At 60.5% G+C, this 21280-nt stretch carries 21 protein-coding genes; 12 read left to right on the forward strand and 9 right to left on the reverse strand.

Annotated features, from left to right (window positions below; all coding sequences use genetic code 11):
- Positions 1-206 precede the first annotated feature (206 nt).
- The 9 genes from Q1A85_RS10535 to Q1A85_RS10575 all read left to right on the forward strand — a co-directional run bounded on the left by Q1A85_RS10535 (position 207) and on the right by Q1A85_RS10575 (position 9158).
- Positions 207-1445, forward strand: a complete 1239-nt coding sequence (locus tag Q1A85_RS10535) for an AAA family ATPase (protein ID WP_299688272.1) — start codon at positions 207-209, stop codon at positions 1443-1445.
- Between the two features lie 24 nt (positions 1446-1469).
- Entirely contained in the window at positions 1470-2900 is a 1431-nt protein-coding gene (locus tag Q1A85_RS10540) for a CpaF family protein (RefSeq protein ID WP_299688275.1), read from the forward strand.
- Positions 2901-2914: 14 nt separating this feature from the next.
- Positions 2915-3880, forward strand: a complete 966-nt coding sequence (locus Q1A85_RS10545; protein ID WP_299688279.1) for a type II secretion system F family protein — start codon at positions 2915-2917, stop codon at positions 3878-3880.
- Between the two features lie 10 nt (positions 3881-3890).
- The gene (locus Q1A85_RS10550) at positions 3891-4871 is read left to right on the forward strand and encodes a type II secretion system F family protein (protein ID WP_299688282.1); all 981 of its coding nucleotides are present in this window, start codon (positions 3891-3893) and stop codon (positions 4869-4871) included.
- A 98-nt stretch (positions 4872-4969) separates the two neighbouring features.
- Positions 4970-5536 (forward strand): tetratricopeptide repeat protein, encoded by a 567-nt coding sequence (locus Q1A85_RS10555; protein WP_299688285.1) that lies wholly within the window; start codon positions 4970-4972, stop codon positions 5534-5536.
- A gap of 83 nt (positions 5537-5619) precedes the next feature.
- Positions 5620-6486, forward strand: coding sequence for a tetratricopeptide repeat protein (locus tag Q1A85_RS10560; protein ID WP_299688288.1), 867 nt, complete (start codon positions 5620-5622; stop codon positions 6484-6486).
- A 3-nt stretch (positions 6487-6489) separates the two neighbouring features.
- Positions 6490-6984, forward strand: coding sequence for a prepilin peptidase (locus Q1A85_RS10565; RefSeq protein ID WP_299688291.1), 495 nt, complete (start codon positions 6490-6492; stop codon positions 6982-6984).
- 81 nt (positions 6985-7065) lie between these two features.
- The gene (locus Q1A85_RS10570) at positions 7066-8373 is read left to right on the forward strand and encodes an ATPase (protein WP_299688292.1); all 1308 of its coding nucleotides are present in this window, start codon (positions 7066-7068) and stop codon (positions 8371-8373) included.
- Positions 8370-9158 (forward strand): NAD(P)-binding domain-containing protein, encoded by a 789-nt coding sequence (locus Q1A85_RS10575; protein ID WP_299688295.1) that lies wholly within the window; start codon positions 8370-8372, stop codon positions 9156-9158. The genes Q1A85_RS10570 and Q1A85_RS10575 overlap by 4 nt, the downstream gene beginning before the upstream one ends.
- A gap of 10 nt (positions 9159-9168) precedes the next feature.
- Here the strand turns inward: Q1A85_RS10575 and Q1A85_RS10580 are convergent, their stop codons facing one another.
- Both Q1A85_RS10580 and Q1A85_RS10585 read right to left on the reverse strand, forming a co-directional pair.
- Positions 9169-9420 (reverse strand): hypothetical protein, encoded by a 252-nt coding sequence (locus Q1A85_RS10580; RefSeq protein ID WP_299688298.1) that lies wholly within the window; start codon positions 9418-9420, stop codon positions 9169-9171.
- 3 nt (positions 9421-9423) lie between these two features.
- The gene (locus Q1A85_RS10585; RefSeq protein ID WP_299688301.1) at positions 9424-9726 is read right to left on the reverse strand and encodes a hypothetical protein; all 303 of its coding nucleotides are present in this window, start codon (positions 9724-9726) and stop codon (positions 9424-9426) included.
- A 145-nt stretch (positions 9727-9871) separates the two neighbouring features.
- On the opposite strand from Q1A85_RS10585, the gene Q1A85_RS10590 reads away from it, so the two are divergent.
- Positions 9872-12313: a ligase-associated DNA damage response DEXH box helicase gene (locus Q1A85_RS10590; protein ID WP_299688304.1), complete on the forward strand. Its 2442-nt coding sequence runs from the start codon at positions 9872-9874 to the stop codon at positions 12311-12313.
- A 116-nt stretch (positions 12314-12429) separates the two neighbouring features.
- Here Q1A85_RS10590 and Q1A85_RS10595 read toward each other — a convergent pair whose 3' ends face one another.
- Positions 12430-13266: an endonuclease/exonuclease/phosphatase family protein gene (locus Q1A85_RS10595; RefSeq protein WP_299688306.1), complete on the reverse strand. Its 837-nt coding sequence runs from the start codon at positions 13264-13266 to the stop codon at positions 12430-12432.
- Between the two features lie 146 nt (positions 13267-13412).
- Between Q1A85_RS10595 and pdeM the strand changes: the two genes are divergently transcribed.
- Together pdeM and Q1A85_RS10605 are read left to right on the forward strand one after the other, a co-directional pair.
- Complete coding sequence (gene pdeM, locus Q1A85_RS10600; RefSeq protein WP_299688309.1) at positions 13413-14081, forward strand: ligase-associated DNA damage response endonuclease PdeM; 669 nt, start codon at positions 13413-13415, stop codon at positions 14079-14081.
- Complete coding sequence (locus tag Q1A85_RS10605) at positions 14081-14494, forward strand: PaaI family thioesterase (RefSeq protein ID WP_299688312.1); 414 nt, start codon at positions 14081-14083, stop codon at positions 14492-14494. Before pdeM ends, Q1A85_RS10605 begins: the two co-directional genes overlap by 1 nt.
- Here Q1A85_RS10605 and folD read toward each other — a convergent pair.
- From folD to ftsH, 6 genes are all read right to left on the reverse strand, one after another.
- Positions 14491-15390 (reverse strand): bifunctional methylenetetrahydrofolate dehydrogenase/methenyltetrahydrofolate cyclohydrolase FolD, encoded by a 900-nt coding sequence (folD, locus tag Q1A85_RS10610; protein ID WP_299688315.1) that lies wholly within the window; start codon positions 15388-15390, stop codon positions 14491-14493. The genes Q1A85_RS10605 and folD overlap by 4 nt on opposite strands.
- A gap of 15 nt (positions 15391-15405) precedes the next feature.
- Positions 15406-15882, reverse strand: coding sequence for a hypothetical protein (locus Q1A85_RS10615; protein WP_299688317.1), 477 nt, complete (start codon positions 15880-15882; stop codon positions 15406-15408).
- Positions 15883-15988: 106 nt separating this feature from the next.
- A complete protein-coding gene (locus Q1A85_RS10620; RefSeq protein ID WP_299688320.1) occupies positions 15989-17665 on the reverse strand; it encodes a formate--tetrahydrofolate ligase in 1677 nt (558 codons plus the stop codon).
- A gap of 142 nt (positions 17666-17807) precedes the next feature.
- Positions 17808-18521 (reverse strand): cyclic nucleotide-binding domain-containing protein, encoded by a 714-nt coding sequence (locus Q1A85_RS10625; protein WP_299688323.1) that lies wholly within the window; start codon positions 18519-18521, stop codon positions 17808-17810.
- Positions 18522-18616: 95 nt separating this feature from the next.
- A complete protein-coding gene (locus Q1A85_RS10630) occupies positions 18617-19216 on the reverse strand; it encodes a sulfurase (protein WP_299688325.1) in 600 nt (199 codons plus the stop codon).
- 100 nt (positions 19217-19316) lie between these two features.
- Positions 19317-21236 (reverse strand): ATP-dependent zinc metalloprotease FtsH, encoded by a 1920-nt coding sequence (gene ftsH / locus Q1A85_RS10635; protein ID WP_299688327.1) that lies wholly within the window; start codon positions 21234-21236, stop codon positions 19317-19319.
- Positions 21237-21280 lie beyond the last annotated feature (44 nt).

Here is a 21280-nt window from a genome sequence, read left to right on the forward strand (position 1 = left end):
AATCCTCTGTCCGCGCCCGTTATCGTTGTGAGATACCCAACAATTGGAGTTTTTTGGCCCAAATCTCGCCTGAATTCGCTGCGACAACGCTTGCGAAGGGACACGTGCGACCAATCCGTGCGCGTCTGGGTGGGCAACCGCCGTCACCTTCGGGACAGGTCCCGGATACGACGGCCAAGCCCCTGAATTAAAAGGACGAGATGGCAATGAGCAGCACAATGCCACAACCTGAAACGGCGCCGATCGCCGCCTGCACCATCAGCCGCGATGTGCAGAACTTCGATCTGCTGATCGAGGATATGGAACAGTGCATGGGCGAAAGCTGGGGCGATCTGGGTTTTGCCGAGGCTTTGGCCTACTTTAACCAACCCGATGCCGAAGCGATGGAATTCGTCGCGCTGGCCATCGACGATTCGGATGAGGACAACCTGGTTCTGCTGGGCGAGATTATCTCGCAGGCCAAGGCGCGTGGCATCAAGGTCATTCTAATTGCCGAGGACGTGACGCCCGCCGCGCTGCACCAGTTGTTGCGCCAAGGCGCGGACGAATTTGTCCCCTACCCGCTGCCCGAAGGTGAGTTGCAGCAAGCCATTGAGCGTATCCGCGCCGCGCATCAGCCGCAGCGCGTCGAGGAAGAGCGGACCGCGCAACTGAAATCCGGCACCAACAAACAGGGCGCCGTCTTTGTCACACACGGCATCGCGGGCGGCACCGGATCGACCACACTGGCCGTTAACCTTGCGTGGGAACTGGCAGAGCTGTGCGGCGGCGAGACACCGAACGTGTGCCTGTTGGACTTTGATTTCCAATTCGGCACCGCCTCCACCTATCTCGACCTTGCCCGCCGCGAGGCCGTATTCGAAATGCTGTCCGATACCGAAAGCATGGACGAAGAAACGTTCGGCCAGTCGCTCTTGACCTATGGGGACAAGTTGCAAGTGCTGACCGCGCCGTCAGATATGATCCCGCTCGACATCGTATCGCCCGAAGATATCAACCGGGTGATCGAAATGGCACGCGCGCATTTCGACTATGTGATCATCGACATGCCTTCGACCCTCGTGCAGTGGACAGAAACCGTGCTCAACGCGGCGCATCTCTATTTCACCACGCTCGAAATCGACATGCGGTCGGCGCAGAACACGCTGCGGTTCAAGCGGGCATTGCAATCCGAAGAACTGCCGGTCGAAAAGCTGCGCTATGTGCTCAACCGTGCGCCCAAATTCACCGATCTGGGCGGCAGGGCGCGGGTCAAGCGTTTGGGCGAAAGCCTCGATATCTCGATCGAAGTGCAACTGCCCGATGGCGGCAAACCGATCACCCAGTCTGCCGATCACGGCGCGCCACTGGCAGAATCCGCGGCCAAGAACCCGCTGCGCCGCGAAATCGCCAAGCTGGCTGCATCCATTCACGAGCTCAACGCTTCCCATTCCGAGGCAGCGTAAAGCGCGGTCATTTGAGGTAGATACATGTTTTCCAAGTACAAAAAAGCCGCTCCAACCCCCGCCCCTGCCCCGGCAGAGAAGGTGACGGAACTGCCCAAAGCAGATTCGCCCGCCAAGGTCGCGCGCAAGGCCAACACCCAAGCGCCCGCTCAGGTCACCCCCATGGACAAAGAGCGCAAGCGCAAGGAGCGGATTGGCGAGATCAAGCTGGAACTGCACCGCGCGCTCTTGGACAACCTCAACCTTGCAGCGCTTGAACATGCGTCTGAACAGGACCTGCGTCAGGAAATCATCGCGATCACCGGCGAGGTGCTGGAAGAAAAAAATATCATCCTCAACCGCGAGGACCGACAGACCCTCAATCAGGAACTGTTCGACGAAGTCACGGGCCTTGGCCCGCTTGAGACGTTGCTCAAGGATGACACGGTCAACGATATTCTGGTGAACGGCCCCAAGCAGATTTTTGTCGAACGGGCCGGTAAACTGCAACTGACCGACATCACCTTCAAAGACGAACGCCACCTGCTGCGCATCATCGACAAGATCGTGAGCGCTGTGGGGCGTCGTGTGGACGAATCCAACCCATATGTGGACGCTCGTTTGCAGGACGGATCACGTTTCAACGCGATGGTGCCCCCGATTGCGGTGGACGGCAGCCTCGTGTCCATCCGGAAATTCAAAAAAGACAAGCTGGGCGTGGACGACCTTGTCCAGTTCGGTGCCTTTACCGAAGAAATGGCCGCCTATTTGCAGGCCGCAGTGGCCACACGCCTGAACATTATCGTTTCGGGCGGTACGGGCTCGGGTAAGACCACAACGCTTAACGCGCTGTCATCGTTCATCGACAACGCCGAGCGCATCCTGACCATCGAAGATACGGCGGAACTGCAACTGCAACAGACACATGTGGGCCGGATGGAAAGCCGTCCACCCAACGTCGAGGGCAAAGGCGAAGTCAGCCCGCGCGATTGTCTTAAAAACGCCCTTCGGATGCGCCCCGACCGGATCATCGTGGGCGAGACCCGCGGCGAAGAAGTCATCGACATGCTTCAGGCCATGAACACCGGCCACGACGGGTCCATGACCACGATCCACGCGAACTCTGCGCGCGACGGTATCAGCCGTCTGGAAAACATGATTGCGATGGCGGGCATTGAAATGCCCATCAAGGCCGTGCGCAGTCAGGTGTCGTCGGCTGTGAACCTAATCGTGCAGGCTTCTCGCCTGCAGGACGGCTCGCGCCGCATGACCTCCATCACCGAGATCACCGGCATGGAAGGCGACGTTATCTCCATGCAGGAAATCTTTCGATATCAGCGGGTTGGCCTGACACCGGACAACAAGATCATCGGTCACTTTACCGCCACGGGCGTGCGTTCGCACTTTGCCGAACGCTTCCGTCTGTGGGGGTATGACCTGCCCGCCTCCATCTACGAACCCGTTGCGGCCGAGTAAGGATTACCCACGTTATGAGCGCAGAACCCATCATCTACGGCCTGATCTTTATCGGCGTGCTGGTCCTTGTCGAGGGCCTGTACCTCGTGAGCTTTGGCAAATCCATCAGCCTCAACAACCGGGTGAACCGGCGTCTTGAGATGCTGAATAAGGCCGGTGGCCGCCGCGAGGAAGTGCTGGAACAGCTCCGCAAGGAGATGCAGCAGCACATGGGCGCCAAATCTATCCCGCTGTATTCAATCCTGTCGGACAAAGCGCAAAAGGCGGCAATCGCCTTTACGCCGCAGCAACTCATCATGGTGATGGGGGGCTTGAGCGTTGTGGCCTTTGTCGGGCTCAGCGTCGGCACCGATACAGATGTGCCGATCCGTGCGCTCCTGTCTATCGTGATCGGGATCGGGGCCGTTTACTTCTGGGTCTCGTCCAAGGCCAACAAACGCATGTCCATGATCGAAGAACAGCTGCCCGACAGCGTGGAACTTATGGTGCGAAGCCTGCGCGTGGGCAACCCGTTCAGTTCGGCCATTCAGATCGTCGCCAAAGAAGCAAGCGACCCCATCGCATCGGAATTCGGCGTGATCGCAGACGAAAGCGCGTTTGGCCGCGACACTGGTGAGGCGCTCAAAGCCATGGCCGAACGTCTCGACATGCAGGATTTGCGCTTTCTTGCGGTCGCCGTGACCATCCAGCAGCAATCAGGCGGTAACCTTGCCGAGATCCTTGCCGGTCTGGCCAAGGTGATCCGCGCCCGCTTTCGCCTGTTCCGCCGGGTCAAAGCGATCACCGCCGAGGCCAAGTGGTCGGGCAAGTTCCTGTCCGCCTTCCCCATCGTGGCGCTGGTCGTCATCAACGTGTCCGACCCGAACTACTACGACGATGTGCGTGACCACGCTTACTTTATCCCCGCCTGTTTCGTCGTGGGCATCATGCTTGCCATCAACCTCTACGTGATGCGCGTGCTCACCAACATCAAAGTCTGAGGACAAGACCATGGACGCACTGCTCGCCCCCATTACCGCCGCCCTCGGACCGCTTGGGCCCATCGTCATCGCCGGCGTGATTGGCGTCATGATGATCGCCGTCGTGGCCATCATGATGTTCAACCAGCCCGAAGACCCGCTGGCAAAACTCAAGAAGGACCAAAAACGCACCGCCGGAGGCGGTCCCGGCAAGGAACGTCTGCGCCAAGGTGCGCGCAACGAACAGCTGGAGCGTTTTGCGAACTTCCTCGAACCGCAGGACGTGGCCGAACTGTCCAAGCGCCAGTTGATGCTGCGCCAGGCCGGCTATCAATCCCAGGACGCCGTACGCGCCTTTCATGCCGCGCAGTTCATTCTGGGCGTGTTGGGTCTGGCACTTGGCGTGGTCTATGTGAACTTTATCGTCGGCACCGACGGGATGGATACGCAAAAGATCATTATGTACACCGTTGGTCCCGGTGGCGTTGGCTATTACCTGCCGCAATACTGGATCACGAAGCGCGTGGAAAAGCGCAAGGACGAGATCACATCCGGTTTCCCGGACGCGCTCGACATGCTGCTGGTCTGTGTTGAGGCGGGCCAGTCGCTTGATCAGGCAATCACACGCGTGGCGTCTGAACTGCGCGCCTCCTACCCCGCTCTGGCTGATGAATTCATGGTTGTGAGCCTTGAGATGAAAGCCGGTAAGGACAAGGTCACCGTGCTCAATGACATGGGCGAACGTTGTGGCGTGCAGGATGTTCAGAGCTTTGTGACGGTTCTTGTACAATCGGCCAGTTTCGGTACGTCAATCGCCGAGGCGCTCCGCGTCTACGCCGGTGAGATGCGCGACAAGCGCGTGATGCGCGCAGAAGAGGCCGCAAACAAGCTGCCGACCAAAATGACGCTGGCCACGATGATGCTGACGGTGCCGCCGCTTCTCATCATCCTTGTGGGTCCGTCCGTGCACGGCATCACCCAGTTGGGCAACATGGGTGGTCCCGGTCAGTAAGATCAGCACCTAGGCCGACCCATCTTTTCGTGATACGACAACTGCACCGCGCCCTGTAAAGGGTGCGGTGCAGTCACGTCCCAGAGTCGAAAAGACCGATGTTCGCAGGCCCAATCCGCGCTTTATTGCTGGTCACAGCCCTGTCCGCTTGTTCCACAGGTGGTATCGACGCGTCCCAGACGGGCCCGTTTGCCCCCGGCATCGATCCGCGCGCCGAAGCCGTCAGCGGAGTCGAAGTTGGCCACCGGCTGATTTCTGCGGGGGAATACGAGCTTGCCATTCGTGCCTTCAACCGTGCGGCTCTGAACACCGGGCTTGATGCGGAAATCCTGTCGGGGTTGGGCACCGCCAACCTTGGCCTTGGCCGACTGAACCAAGCCGAACAGATCCTGCGCCGGGCTATAACCGAATTTGATCCTTACCCCGAAACGCTCAACAATCTGGGTGTTGTGCTGATGGAACGCGGCGAAACCGCCGAAGCGGTGCAGATTTTCCGACGCGCCTTTGCCCTGGATGACGGAGAAAGCACACTCATCCGCGATAATTTACGCAAAGCTATCGCAAAATCCGAGGATTCTGTTATTTTGCAACCCAATGAAGACGACAACCAGTTCAAACTGGTGCGCCGAGGCAGCAGCGATTTTCTGATCCGGACTGCTTTGTGATATGAGGCCATGCCCAACCGTGGGTGTGAAATGACAGGTGACCGTGCGCAAATGCACGGCCAGAGCAGGCAAAGGACGCAAAAATGCGCCACCCCGTGATTTTGGCTGTCTCGCTGGCAGGGCTGATGGCCGTGTCCGCATGTGACGAACAAAAGGCCGCAGACGAAACCGTCGAACGCGCCTTCAAAGACGTGAACGCCGTCGATGAAAGCAATCTGAGCGACGTGATGCTGACCGTGGCTGACCCGAACGAGGCGGTCGCATATTTCTCGCGCACAGCCAAGGAAAACCCGGACCGGATCGACCTGCAACGCGGTCTTGCCGTCAGCTATGTGCGCGCAAAACGCTACACCGAAGCCGCAGGCGCCTATGCCAAGGTGATCAAGATGGACGGCGTGAGCAATGATGACCGCGTGGACTATGCCGACGCGCTTTTGCGCTCGGGCGACTGGGCCCGCGCCGAAGAAGAGCTGGACCGCGTTCCGCCCACTTTCGAGACGTTCAAACGCTACCGATTGGAGGCGCTGATTGCCGACAGCAATCAGGAATGGGACAAGTCCGACAGCTTTTACCAGACGGCAGTGGGCCTCACGACCCGGCCCGCTGGTGTGCTCAACAATTGGGGCTATTCCAAGCTGACCCGCGGCGATTTCAAAGAGGCTGAACGCCTCTTTGGTGAGGCGATCCGTCAGGATACGACGCTGTTTACCGCCAAGAACAACCTGATCCTCGCGCGTGGTGCGCAGCGCAACTACCAGTTGCCCGTCATCCCGATGGACCAGACCGAGCGGGCGCAACTTTTACACACGTTGGGACTTGCGGCAGTCAAACAGGGCGACGTCAACACCGGCAAGGGTCTGTTGCGCGACGCGATCGAGACGCACCCACAGCATTTCGAGGCTGCCGTGCGGTCGCTCAACGCGCTTGAAAACAACGTAACGAACGGCTGATCCATGCAGCAATCGGCCTTTGCCGCGGCGTGGCTTTTGCCCTTTGCCGCGCCGATCTGCCTCTATGTGGCGTTCACGGACCTCCGTGAGATGCGCATTACCAATCAGGCTGTTGTGGCACTTGCCCTCGTCTTTGCGGTCTTGGGTGTCTTCGTGTTTCCGTTTCAGACCTATCTTTGGGCGCTGGCGCATCTGGGCATCATGCTGGTTCTGGGCATTGTTCTGAACGCCGGTGGCGTGATGGGCGCTGGCGATGCCAAATTCCTCGCCGCTGCGGCGCCCTACATCGCGATAGGCGATCTGAACCTGACCCTGCCGCTTTTCGCGGCTGTGCTTCTGGCGGCTTACGGGGCGCACCGCGTGGCCAAGTTTACGCCGCTGCGCCGCCTCGCACCCGATTGGGACAGTTGGGAACAAGGGCGCAAGTTTCCCATGGGCTTTGCGCTTGGTCCGACACTGGCGCTCTATCTCGGGCTGGCGGCGGTCTACGGCGCATAGAACTGCACCATAGGGGTCATAATTTGGCCTGATTGCCACGGTACTGCTGCCGAAAATAAAGCAGTTCCGAGGCACCCCGCTATGAATATGCACACCGCAGACGTGATCGCCCCGCCCGCGCCCAAGCGGCTCGAAGATATGCGCGTGCCGGTCGTGATGATGCGGGACATCCTGCTGAAAACCATGTTCCGCAAATCGCTTGAAATGGTGTCTGACCTGAGCGACGCCATGTGCATTCCGGGCATCATCGTTCAGGAACTGATCGACATGTGTCGCGACCAGCGGCTGATGGAGGCAACCGGCACGCTCAATGCCAACAACGGCAACGAAATGGGCTACCAGTTGACCGACGCAGGCAAGGCGCGTGCATTGGATGCGCTGGCGCAGTCAGAATATTTTGGTGCAATGCCGATCCCGCTGGAGGTTTATCGCCAGCAGGTCAAACGCCAATCCATCCGCAACATCATGGTCACGCGGGCGCAGCTGACCGGGGCAATGGGACATCTCGTTCTGCCCGAAGACCTTTTGGACCAGCTTGGCCCCGCCGTCAGCGCAGGCCGCTCGATCCTGATGTACGGCCCGCCCGGCAACGGTAAATCCTCGATCTCCAACGGTATCCGCGACGCCATCGGCGATCAGGTCTTTGTGCCACGCGCCATCGAATATGGCGGGCAGGTCATCACTGTTTATGATCCCATCGTGCATGTTCTGGCCGCAGAGCCCGAACAAGACGTCACATCCCTGCGCCGCCGCACCCCCTATGACCAGCGTTATGTGCGCTGCGAACGGCCCACCGTGATCACGGGCGGTGAACTGACGCTGGACATGCTGGACCTGAAATACAATTCCACCGCGCGCACCTATCAGGCGTCGCTGCAACTGAAATCGACCGGCGGTATCTTTATCGTGGACGACCTTGGCCGCCAGTCCGAACCGCCGCAAAGCCTCGTGAACCGTTGGATCGTGCCGCTTGAGGAAAACAAGGATATCCTTGCACTTCAATCCGGTGAAAAGTTCGAAGTGCCCTTCGACACGTTGGTGATCTTCTCCACCAACTTCCACCCCAACGAGATCTTTGACCAAGCCGCGCTGCGGCGGATCTTCTTCAAGATCAAGGTCGAGGGGCCAAGCCAAGCGAACTTTCTGAAAATCTTTGCGATGGTGGCCAAGAAAAAAGGGATGCCGCTGGACGAAGAGGCGCTGATCTATCTGCTCAAGGTCAAATACCCGACCATCGACAGCATCTATGCCAACTACCAGCCCAACTTCCTCATCGACCAGATGGTGTCGATCTGCAACTTCGAAGGCATTCCGCTGCAAATGCGCCCTGACCTGATCGACCGCGCGTGGGCCAACATGTTCGTCAAGGACGAACATATCGTCAAATGATCGGCGTCGCGGGCTGTGGCCGCATGGGCGGCCCAATGCTGGACGCGTTGCGCGACGGCGGCACGGACGCCGCAGGCTTTGACATTGTGGACAAAGGCACGCCGCACATCACCACCAATGTCATGGCCTTTGCCCCGCGCCTTGATACAGTGTTTTCGGTTGTGCGGGATGCAGACCAAACCGACGCTTTGCTGTTTGGTCAACAGAACCTTGTCACATGCGCCCCGCACCTGACGCGCATCTTTCTCTGCTCCACCCTGTCGCCCCGCTATGTCGCGTCGCTGCGCGACCGCGTCCCCGACCACATCACCCTGATCGACGCGCCCATGTCCGGTGCGCAAATTGCAGCAGAAACCCGGCAACTGAGCTTTATGCTTGGCGGCAGTGACACCGATATCGCCGACGCCATCCCGCTGCTCGCGCTTATGGGCCAGCACTTCCACCACATGGGCGGCTATGGCGCGGGGATGCAGGCCAAGGTGCTCAACAACCTGCTTGCCGCCTCGCACACCGCCATGACCCGGCTTGTGCTGGATTGGGCCGATACCAACGGGCTGAACGAGGACAAACTGCTCAACCTCATCCGAACGTCCTCTGGCCAGAACTGGCTTGCCTCCGGCTTTGACACCATCGAATTTGCCCGTGACGGCTATGCAGACGACAACTCCATCGGCATTTTGGTCAAGGACGTCGCCGCCGCGCTCGATGCGGCCCCGCACGGGACCGACACTGCCCTGCCGCAAGCTATACAAGCGCACATCCGCGCGCTGAAACCGCACCAATAACCCCATGCGCTCAGCGCGCCATCGCGGTCTGCAAAATCTTGGTCACTTCGTCTTTCCACTTGGACCATTTCGCATAATAAACCGGCTGCCGCGGTTCATATTCCGCATCGAACGCATCCGGGCGCGCACTACAGTCCAACAGATGTTGCACCACGGCAGGCGAGGCAATCATCGCCGCCCGGTGCAATGGCGTTTGATCCAGCGTGTGACAGAAATTCACGTCCGCCCCGGCACGGATCAGCCGGTCGATCCACGCGATCACCTCTTAGGTGCTCAGGCTGTGCCACATCTCCCGCTCCATCTCCAAAAGCGTCGTCAACGGACCGTAGCCTTTGTCATCGTTGACGTTCACAGGAACACCCCGCGCCAACACACAGTCGAACACCGCATAGTCGTGTGCGTGAATGGCGTGGGTGATCCAATGCCGGTTCAATGCGGCGTCCCGACCCTGGGGGAACGGGGGATACACATCGGCAACGATCTCCGGCATCGCAAAGTCCCCGGCGCACATCGCATCAAAAACCTCGTCAAGCGGGGCCGTGGTGCAATCAGGGTTCGCGTCGTTCATGGAAACATCTCTGCCATGACAAAGCAACTGCGCCAAGATCAGGTGTGCCGTCTTGACCGTATCGGACCGTGTCCTGTGTCTCGTGGGCGAAACGCCGTCAGTTTAGGGACTGGCCTGCAATGCCTCACCGCCTATGTTGCGCCACATGGCTCCTCTTCCCATCCTGTTCCACAACTGGTTCGCAGCGCGCGGCTGGTCCATCCACCCGCACCAGCAGGACATGCTGGACCGCGCGGATGACCCCGCCACGCTGCTCATCGCACCCACCGGTGGCGGCAAAACCATGGCCGGTTTCCTGCCCAGCCTTGTCGATCTCGCCAAGGGGCAACATGACGGCATCCACACCCTCTATATCTCACCGCTCAAGGCGCTGGCGGCGGACATCAAGCGCAATTTGCGCACACCAGTGGAGGAGATGGGCCTGCCCATCCGCATTGAGGACCGGACCGGCGACACCAGCGCCACGCAGAAAAAACGCCAGCGCGCCGACCCGCCTCATATCCTGCTCACCACACCCGAAAGCCTCGCCCTGCTGACCAGCTACGAGGACGCGCCGCGTATGTTCACAGGCCTCAAACGCGTGGTGGTTGACGAAATCCATGCGCTTGCGGACTCCAAACGCGGTGACCAGATGTTTCTGGCCCTCTCGCGCTTGCACGCCATGTGTCCCGGCCTGCGTCGCGTCGGCCTGTCGGCCACAGTCGAGGATCCGCAAGCCATCGCCCACCTGCTCGCCCGGCACACCGATCCTTGCGCAATTCTACAAGCAGACCCCGGCCCGCCCCCCGACATCCAGATGCTCATCACAGATGAGCCGCCTCCATGGTCCGGCGCTGGCGGCAAATACGCGATCCCGGCGGTGCTGGAGCAGGTCAAAAAGCACAAGACAACGCTCATCTTCCACAACACCCGCGCGCAGGCCGAGCTCTACTTTCACAACATCTGGCTCGCGAACGAAGACGGTTTGCCAATTGGCATCCACCACGGCTCCCTCGACCGCCAGCAACGCGAAAAAGTCGAAGCCGCGATGATCGCAGGTGACCTCAAGGCCATTGTCTGTACCGGCACGCTGGATCTGGGGATCGACTGGGGCGATGTGGACCTGATCATTCAGGTTGGCGCGCCGAAAAACGTCAAACGCCTTGTCCAGCGCATAGGTCGCGCCAATCACCGCTACAATGCTCCCTCCAAAGCCTTGCTTGTCCCCGCCAACCGCTTCGAAGTTGTGGAATGCGTTGCCGCCCTCGAAGCGGTGCAGGCAGGCCAACTTGACGGCGACCCCCGTGGATCGGGCCCCCGCGACGTATTGTGCCAACACATCCTGATCGCTGCCGCCGCAGGCCCCTTCGACGCCGATGCGCTTTATGCCGAAGTCATTACCACCGGCGCCTACACTGCCCTGACGCGCCCCGAATTCGATGCCTGCCTCGATTTCTGCGCCACAGGCGGCTACGCGTTGCGTGCCTACGACCAGTGGAAACGCCTCAAACAGCGCGACGATGGCCTGTGGCAATTGCGCGACCCCCGTGCGGCGCAACGCATCCGCATGAATATTGGCACGATTCAGGACACCGACACGCTCAAGGTCCGCTACAAAGGGCGGGGCGGCAAACCCTTGGGCGAGATCGAAGAAGGCTTTGCCGCCACCCTCACCCCCGGCGATACGTTCCTGATTGGCGGCCAGATCGTCCGGTACGATTCTTTGCGCGAAATGACCGTGCAGGTGACGCGCGATGCCGCCAAGAAACCGAAAATCGCAACGTTTCTTGGCACCAAATTCGCCACATCCACCCAACTCTCCCACCGCATCATCGAAATGTTCCAACAAGGGACATGGCCTGAATTGCCCGACCACACCGCCCAGTGGCTCACACTTCAACGCAACGTCAGCCGCCTGCCCGAACCGGGCCGCCTCCTGATCGAAAGCTTCCCGCATGATGGCCGCGTCCACACGGCAGTGTATGGCTTTGCAGGCCGCAATGCGATGCAGACCCTCGGGCTCCTGCTGACCAAACGGATGGAAGAAACCGGCCTCAACCCGCTGGGCTTTCTCGCGACAGACTATGCCACCCTCATCTGGGGTCTCGATCCCATCACCGATCCCAAACCACTTTTTGAGATCGAAGCGCTGCGCGATGGCCTTGACCGCTGGCTCGCGGGCAACGCTGTAATGAAACGCACCTTCCGCGCCTCCGCCACAATCGCGGGCCTCATCGAACGGAACCTGCCGTCGAACCGCAAAACCGGCAGGCAAGCCACCTTCTCCTCTGACATCCTCTATGACACGCTCGCCAAATACGACCCCGACCACCTGATGCTGCACATCACGCGCGAAGAGGCGATGCGGGGCCTCGTCGACTTTGGCCGGATCGAAGAAATGTGCGCCCGCATCGGCGACCGCATCGACCTGATCGAGCTGTCCCGCGTCACCCCGCTCGCCGCCCCCCTGATGCTCGAGGTGGGTCGTGTCCCGATCAAAGGTCTTGCCGAAGAAAAACTGCTCGCCGAAGAAGCAGCGCGGGTCATGTCGCTGGCAGGCGTGGATGAACCGGAACCCAGACGCCGTGAATGGCGCGTCCCGTGGTAGCCCCCTTCTTCTGACCAGAAATACCATCGGGGGAGCACGAGGGGGCAGACAGCCCCCTCGTCAAAATATAAATCGCGTCGCGCGTCAGCGCGTCAATTGGGTCACGCCACCCGGATCTAGATCGTCAAAACCAACGGACAGTGGTCCGACACTTCCGGATCGGTCACCACGTCAAATCCTGCCACGGCGGCAGCATCACTGATCAGCATGTAATCCGCAAACTGTCCCGCCTTGGCGTAATGGGATGTCCGCGTGCTGGCAAAGCCGCGCGACGTGACCAAATCGGTCAATCCCATCTGGCCCAGAAACCGCAACGTCTCGCTGCCCGGCTCCACGTTGAAATCGCCGCAAACCACGCGCAGATCGGCAGGCTCCGACACGGCGTCGGATATGGCCCAGAGCCGTTGCGCCTGCGCCGCCCGCGCGGGCGTGTCCATCTTGCCCGCAAGGTCGCGCAACCCGTGCAAATGTGTCACACTCACCGCCCGCTGCGCCGCGTGGTCGTAAATCCGCACCCCATGCGCGCTGCGAGAGCGCGGGTGGTCCCCATACCCATCTGCGGCATAGCCCTTGTGAACGAAGCCCTGCACCTGCCCCACCACGGGTAGGGCGCGATGTACAAAGGTCGCCAATCCCCATTGCGACGGCACAGCCCTGTCCCCATCCCACAGCACACCCTGCGCCGCCGGACAAAACGTCGCCACGTGGTCCGGTAAGGCCGCGCAGACATCGCGAAAGAAATTTGCGCGCTGCGGCAGAACATGATCCCCATCGCGGTAAGTCAGCCAATCCTGATCCGATGCCGGACTGTGCACCACTTCCTGCAAGCACAGGACGTCCGGTGCCGTTTGCGCGAGGTAAGGCAACAGCGCGTCATGCAGCGTGCCACCCCATCCGTTCAAACACATGATGTGCATGTCTCGCCCCACAACTGTGTCAGTCGTCCGCTGCATACACGCGATGCACGGACGCCGCACATGCCTGGCACAAGGTGTGGCCCGGCTCCAGCGCCGTCAACCACCGAGACAACGTGATTTGATCAGCAAGCGCTGTCGGATTTCCACTAGCCACGCCGCAGAGCAAATCGTATGAACAAATCATGAACTCATGCGACCTTACATTGGCTGGCGCAACGCTTCGCGCCATGGGCTCTGGCGCTCTTTTCTGGCCCGAGCAATCGCTGCTCTGTGTTTCCGACCTGCATCTGGGCAAGGCCGAGCGCATTGCGCGGCGTGGCGGTGCCCAACTGCCACCTTACGAGACGCGCGACACCCTCACCCGGCTCGCCTCTGACCTCGATGCAACAGGTGCTGCCCATGTGATCTGCCTTGGCGACAGTTTCGACGACCGCGCGGCAGCCGAAGCGCTGCGTGCGGATGAACGGCTCTGGATCACCCGCCTGCAAGCCGGACGAAAATGGATCTGGATCGAAGGCAATCACGATCCCGGCCCGCTCGAATTCGGCGGCAGCCACATGGCCGAAGTCACCATCGGCCCCCTTACCTTTCGCCATATCGCGCAAGCTGCTGCCAAGGGCGAAGTCTCCGGTCACTACCACCCCAAAGCCACGCTACACACCCGCGGGCGTGCTGTCACACGGGCCGCATTCCTCGTGGATCATCAACGGCTTATTATGCCGGCCTTTGGCACTTACACAGGCGGCTTGCGCAGCCACAATCCGGCGCTGGCCCGCCTGATGGCACCGGATGCCCACGCCATTTTGACCGGCAGGATGCCCGTCACCATCCCCCTCGCACGGGCAAGCTGATGGATTTGCGCCCCCGCATCCAAACCAGCTTTGACCGTCAGTCGATGATGCAGACCTTTGGCGCGCAGTTGGACGCGGTGGCACCGGGGCAGGTGACCCTGTCAGCGCCCATCCTGCCCGGCAGTCTTCAGCAGCAGGGTTTTGCCCATGCGGCACTGACCTTTGGCCTTGGCGACAGTGCAGCGGGTTATGCTGCCCTGACCACGATCCCCGAGGATCAGGAAGTCGTGACGGCAGAAATCAAGATCAACCTGACCGCGCCCGCAACAGGCGACCGCCTCGTGGCGCGGGGCCGCGTGGTCAAGCCCGGCCGCCGCCTGATTGTCGTGACGTCCGAGGTTGTATGTGTCGCGAACGGCGACGAGACTCTCGTCGCGATCCTGCAAGGCACAATGGTCCCGGTGCCTGCCTAGGCGGTCAGCCCCTGCGGCTCTGCGAGCCCATGCGCGCGGCAACATGCAGTCAGGGTGTTGGCCAGCAAACAGGCAATGGTCATTGGCCCCACCCCGCCCGGCACGGGCGTGATCGCCTTGGCCACCGTCGCGGCATCGGCGAAATCTACGTCGCCCAACAGCTTGGTTTTTCCGGGTTTTTCGGGGTGATCAATACGCGTGATGCCCACGTCGATCACGGTCGCACCGGGCTTGACCCAATCTGCTTTGACCATCTCGGCCCGCCCGACAGCGGCAACGAGGATGTCGGCCCGCCGGCAGACTTCGGCGAGGTCCTTGGTGCGCGAATGCGCAATCGTCACAGTGCAGTTCTCGCGCAGCAGCAGCTGTCCCATCGGCTTGCCAAACAGGTTCGAGCGGCCAATGACCACCGCTTCCATCCCTGACATGTTGCCCAACTGATCGCGCAGCAGCATCAGGCAGCCCAGCGGCGTGCAAGAGACCAGACCCGTCTCTCCACTGGCCAGTAACCCGGCGTTTACGACGCTCAGCCCGTCCACATCCTTGGCCGGATCAATGCGCGCCACCACGGCCCGTTCATCCAGATGATCAGGCACCGGGAATTGGCACAGGATGCCATGCACAGACGCATCCGCGTTCAGCGCATCAATCAGCGCAAAGAGCTCAGCTTCCGGCACATCCGCAGGCAGACGATGTTCAAACGAGGCCATGCCGACCTCGACCGTCTGCTTGTGCTTGGCGGCGACATAGACCTCGCTTGCCGGGTCTTCGCCCACCAGAATAACGGCGAGGCCGGGTGTGATCCCCTGCTCTTCCTTGAGCCGGGCCACGTGTTCGGAAATCTGGCCCCGAACCGTTCCTGCAAAGGCCTTGCCGTCGATGATCGCTGCGCTCATGGGATTTAAGTCCTTTTATTCACGAAAGAAATTGACCTGATGCGCCCATGATTCACCGTCGCTGATCACCAGCGTGTCGAATTCCATGATTTGCAGCAGGTCGTAGAAGGTGGCGACATATTCCAGACCCTGCGCCCGGAAAAAGTCGTTGTTGCGCATGTTAGATGTCATTTGCGCCATCACCGCTCGGGCGCGGAAAATGGTCGAAAACACGTCATCATCCAGCGCGATGATGTTGAGGTGCTTGGCGTCCGCGCCCTTGGCAAAGAAGACAAAGCGCGGGCTTTCGGCGGCGGCCAGTTGGGCGGCGGTGAGGTTTGTCACAAACTCCACCCGCACGCCCTTGTTCGATGTGGGTCCTTGCCGGATCACGCGGGAAAACTGCTCTTGCGAGGTGACGGGCGGGTAGTAATAGCCTTCGTACCGCTCTTGTGCGTGGGCGGTCAGGGCAGTCATGCACAGGGCGGCAATCAGGGCGAGCAGTCTGGTCATCGAATTGGTCCTTTCAGGCGTGATACGGCCACGCTGGACGCGCGGGGGGGCCGGGGTCAATTCCATTTCACCCCGCGCGCCCAAACGTGAGAGCCGTGTCATCCCGTCAGAACAAGCCTTCGATCTGGCCATCGACATTCAGCATGATGTTTTCCGCCGAAGGCACCCGGGGCAGTCCGGGCATGGTCATGATCTCGCCGCAGACCGCAACGATAAAGCCTGCGCCTGCCGACAACCGTACTTCGCGCACCGGGACCGAATGGCCTGTGGGCGCACCGCGCAGGTTGGGATCGGTGGAGAAGCTGTACTGCGTTTTCGCCATACACACCGGAAGGTGGCCATAGCCCTGTTCCTCCCAGAGTTTCAGCTGGTCGCGGATCTTCTGATCCATCAGCGCTTCATCCGCCCGGTAGATACGCTTGCAGATGGTCTGGATCTTTTCGGAAAGGGCCATGTCATCGGGATAAATCGGTGCAAAATTCGCGGTGTCCGCATCGGCCAGTTCCGCAACCTTTGTGGCGAGATCGGCGGACCCTTCTGAGCCAAGTTCCCAATGCCGCGACAGGATCGCCTCGGCGCCCTGCTCGGCCACGAAATCCTTGACCGCCTGCACTTCGGCGTCGGTGTCCGTGACAAAGTGGTTGATCGCCACGACCACCGGCACGCCGAACGATTTCAGGTTTTCGATATGACGGCCAAGGTTCGGGCAACCCGCTTTGACCGCGTCGACGTTTTCGGCGCCAAGGTCCGCTTTGGCCACGCCGCCGTTCATCTTCATCGCGCGCACGGTGGCAACGCAGACCACCACGGACGGGGACAGGCCCGCCTTGCGGCACTTGATGTTCATGAACTTCTCGGCGCCCAGATCAGCACCAAAGCCCGCTTCGGTCACCACGTAGTCGGCCAGTTTCAGCGCCGTGGTGGTCGCGATCACCGAGTTACAGCCGTGTGCGATATTGGCAAAAGGACCGCCATGCACAAAGGCGGGGTTGTTTTCCAGCGTCTGCACGAGGTTCGGCTGCATCGCATCCTTGAGCAAAACTGTCATGGCACCGTCCGCCTTGATGTCACGGCAGAACACGGGGCTGCGGTCACGGCGGTAAGCCACAATCATGTCGCCCAGACGTTTTTGCAGATCTTGCAGGTCCTTGGCCAGACACAGGATCGCCATAACTTCGGACGCCACAGTGATGTCAAAACCCGCCTCACGCGGAAAGCCATTGGCGACACCGCCCAAGCTGGCGGTGATCTGGCGCAGGGCACGGTCGTTCATGTCCACCACACGCCGCCACACAACGCGACGGGTGTCGATCTCCAACTCATTGCCCCAATAAATGTGGTTGTCGATCATCGCACTGAGCAGCGAATGCGCGGACGTGATCGCGTGGAAATCCCCGGTGAAATGCAGGTTCATCTCTTCCATCGGCACGATCTGGGCATAGCCGCCACCCGCGGCCCCGCCCTTCATGCCAAAGTTCGGACCCAGCGATGCTTCGCGGATACAGACGCAGGCGTTCTTGCCGATGCGGTTCAGACCGTCACCCAGACCCACGGTTGTCGTGGTCTTGCCCTCGCCCGCAGGCGTGGGGTTGATCGCCGTCACGAGGATCAGCTTGCCATCGGTGCGGTCCTGCACCGAGTTGATGAAGCTTTGCGACACCTTGGCCTTGTCGTGGCCATAAGGCAGCAGGTCATCGCTGGAAATACCCAGCTTGGCCCCAATCTCCTGGATCGGTTTCTTGTCCGCTTCGCGTGCGATTTCGATGTCAGTCTTGTAGCCCATGATGCTCCCCGCAGGTCTTAGGTCCAGCTATGCTGTCTTGGCCTGCATACAGGTGCATGCACAGAGGCCATGCGCGCGTTTCCGACATTTTGGATGGATGTTGCGGCCCGGAACGCGGCACCGGTTTCATTTCGGAAACGGGTCAGGCCGTTTCGGAAACCGATTGGCGGGCGCTCAGCGATTGCTGCAACAGTGCATTCGTGGCCATCAGCTTGGCCCGTGTGTTGCCAGAAAACGCAAATTCCAGATGCGGGCTTAGATCCGGATTGCGTTTGACCAGTCGGCGCAGGGCAACGGATGACAGGACAAAGATACGGGTAGGTGCGTTGACCCGCACCGTGGCACTGGCGGGCGCGCTGGTCATACAGCCCATCTCACCAATGAACCCACCTGCCCCGACCTGCGCAATGACCTGACCGCCGATCTCGATGTCAGCGCCGCCGCGGTGGATATAGCACAGCTGCATCACCGGCACGCCCTGCTCCGTCAGCGTGTCGCCCGGCGCACGATTGGTCCAGGTGCCGGCGCCCAGCACCTTGCGCGCATCATACCGCCGGAGCGTTGGAAAATGCGCATCCAGCAGCGTCTGTTCCTCGCCGCTGAAGCGCAGACCGCGGGTCATCAGCCAGACGCGTCCCATACCCAACACGGACAAGGTGATCCAACTGATCTGGATAATCGCGGAAAAGAGGTTCCAACTGGTCAGCAGCGACACCAGCACCAGAGACGCCGCCGCAAGGTTCATCAGGGCGTACGGGTAATCATTGCCCCGAATAACGCCCAGTTGCAGCAACCCATAGGCACCCAAATAAAACGCAACGCCGACAAAACCCGCCAGCTGATACAGGTCGATCACAGTTTGCCCCCCCAGGCCCCTGCGCATCAACCTGCCCGAAGCAGGTGCGTCAAATCAAGGGTGCAGAACCCGCGTGCGCGTCGCCTCTGCGTCGTTCAACCCTTGCGCGCAGTTTCCCAATGCGCCCAGACCGGTTGGTCGGGCACGTGCAGCACCAATGTGTCGCCCAACGCCAATTGGCCACCATGTTCCACCCACGCCGTCGCGCCGCGACGCCCCTTGGCCTTGGGTTTGTAGAGCTTGCCGAACCCTTCCGCCTCCTTTTCGATCTCCTTGGCGGGGTAGATGCAGGGGCGGTTTTCCATGTCGATGGTGAGGCCGACACCGCTTTCCGACATCAGGCGCGACGAGGGTGGCACATGCGTGAAATCAGGTATCCCCTCGATGATCATCGACGCGCCAACCCATGCAGGATCGATCGCATCCAACCCCATATCCGCAGCCGTGGCGGCCAGTTCTTCGGCGCTCAGGATACTGAGCTGGCGCACGTTCCGGATTTCCGTGCCTTCGGGATATTGCGTTTTCACACGGACACACGATGGACGTGTCGGGCCGCCGTGGTCCTCATGGGCAAAGCCGTCCAGCGTGACATCCACAGCAGGCACCGGGACCGCGCGCAGGCTGGCACTGCGGTCAGGGACATGGCCCAGCCACGTGATCGTGGCGGTGAACTGGGTCGGGATCAGGGCGGGCATGTGGTGGCTCCATTCTGGCTTGGGTCGCTGACATAAAAAGGCCTCGCACGGGGCGAGGCCAATTCTTTCTTGTGATGCGGGATGCAACAGGCGGAATGGATCAGCCTGCGGGCTCCGGCTCCATGCCGCCATCGCCTTCGGGGCCCGGTTTTTTCTTGGCCTTGGGGATCGCTGTCAGGCTTGGTTTCTTGTCCTCGACCGCAGCACCACCGTCGTCATCGTCGGGGCTGTGGGGCGGATCGCCTCGCATAACACGCTCTATCTCTTCGCCGGTGAGGGTTTCGTACTCCAGCAGCCCTTGCGCCAGCCGCTCAAACTCTTGGTCGTTTTCGGCGATGATTTTGGACGCCAGTTCATAGCCGTCCTGAATAAAGCGCTGAACTTCCTGTTCCACCAACTCCTTGGTGTTGGCTGAGACGGAGAAGCCTGCGGTGTTGCCCTGATAGCCTTGGGCCGCTTCCGAATAGTCGATGTTGCCGACCTTGTCCGACATGCCCCATTGCAGGACCATCGCGCGTGCCAGAGCCGAGGCTTGCTGAATGTCGCCAGCCGGGCCATTGGACACCGAGTCTTCGCCGTATTTGTAAATCTCAGCCGCCTTGCCCGCCATGGTCATAGCCAGACGCTGGTGGCATTCGTCCTTGAACATGTTGAGCCGGTCCATCTCGGGCAGGCTCATCACCATACCCAGCGCACCGCCACGCGGGATGATCGTCGCTTTGTAGACCGGATCACATTTCGGCAGCAGGTGTCCGACAAGGGCGTGACCGGCCTCGTGATAGGCGGTCATTTCCTTTTGTTCCTGCGTCATGACCATGGAGCGACGTTCAGGGCCCATCATGACCTTGTCCTTGGCGCTCTCGAAATCGATCATCGTCACAAACCGACGCCCAACACGTGCGGCCATCAGGGCTGCCTCGTTCACGAGGTTGGCAAGGTCCGCACCCGAAAAGCCGGGCGTGCCGCGCGCGATGATGCGCAAATCAACGTCGGGACCCAGCGGGGTTTTGCGCGCATGGACGCCCAGAATTTTCTCGCGGCCCTTGATGTCCGGGTTGCCCACGGTCACCTGACGGTCGAACCGGCCCGGACGCAGCAGGGCGGGGTCCAGCACGTCCTTGCGGTTGGTGGCGGCGATGATGATCACACCTTCGTTCGCCTCGAACCCGTCCATTTCGACCAGCAACTGGTTGAGCGTTTGTTCACGCTCGTCATTGCCGCCGCCATAACCGGCACCCCGGTGGCGACCCACGGCGTCGATCTCGTCGATAAAGACGATACAGGGCGCGTTTTTCTTGGCTTGCTCGAACATATCACGGACACGCGACGCGCCCACACCCACGAACATTTCGACAAAGTCAGAACCCGAGATGGTGAAGAAGGGCACACCCGCCTCGCCCGCAATCGCGCGCGCAAGCAGCGTTTTACCCGTGCCCGGAGGGCCAACCAGCAGAGCACCTTTGGGGATCTTGCCGCCAAGGCGCGAGAATTTCTGCGGATTGCGCAGGAATTCCACGATCTCTTCCAGTTCTTCCTTGGCCTCGTCGATGCCTGCGACATCGTCAAAGGTCACGCGGCCATGCTTTTCGGTCAGCATCTTGGCCTTGGATTTGCCAAAGCCCATGGCGCCACCTTTGCCGCCGCCTTGCATCCGATTCATAAAATAGACCCAAACGCCGATCAGCAGCAGGAAGGGCAAGAGCGAGATGATAAACGTCTGAAACCCAGATTGTTGTTGCGGTTCGACTTCGACGGGTACGTCGTTGGCGATCAGCAGTTCGGTGATTTCCGCGTCTTCGGGCTTGATCGTGACGAAATCTTCGGTCCCGCTGCGATAGCGCACCTGCTCGCCATCCAGCGTCACATTGGTGACCGAACCGTCCTCGACGGCGGCCACGAATTCCGAATAGCTCATTTCACGGCTTTGAAGCGTGTTGCCAGAACCGCTGAACAGGTTGAACAGGGCCAGGATCAACAGAAACAGGACGACCCAGAAGGCGATATTGCGTGCGTTACCCAAGAGTTTTCTCCAGATGCAGGCGGTCAGACACGCGGCGCGCGCGC

The sequence above is a fragment of the uncultured Tateyamaria sp. genome (assembly GCF_947503385.1).
In the GTDB taxonomy this organism is placed as follows: Bacteria; Pseudomonadota; Alphaproteobacteria; order Rhodobacterales; family Rhodobacteraceae; genus Tateyamaria.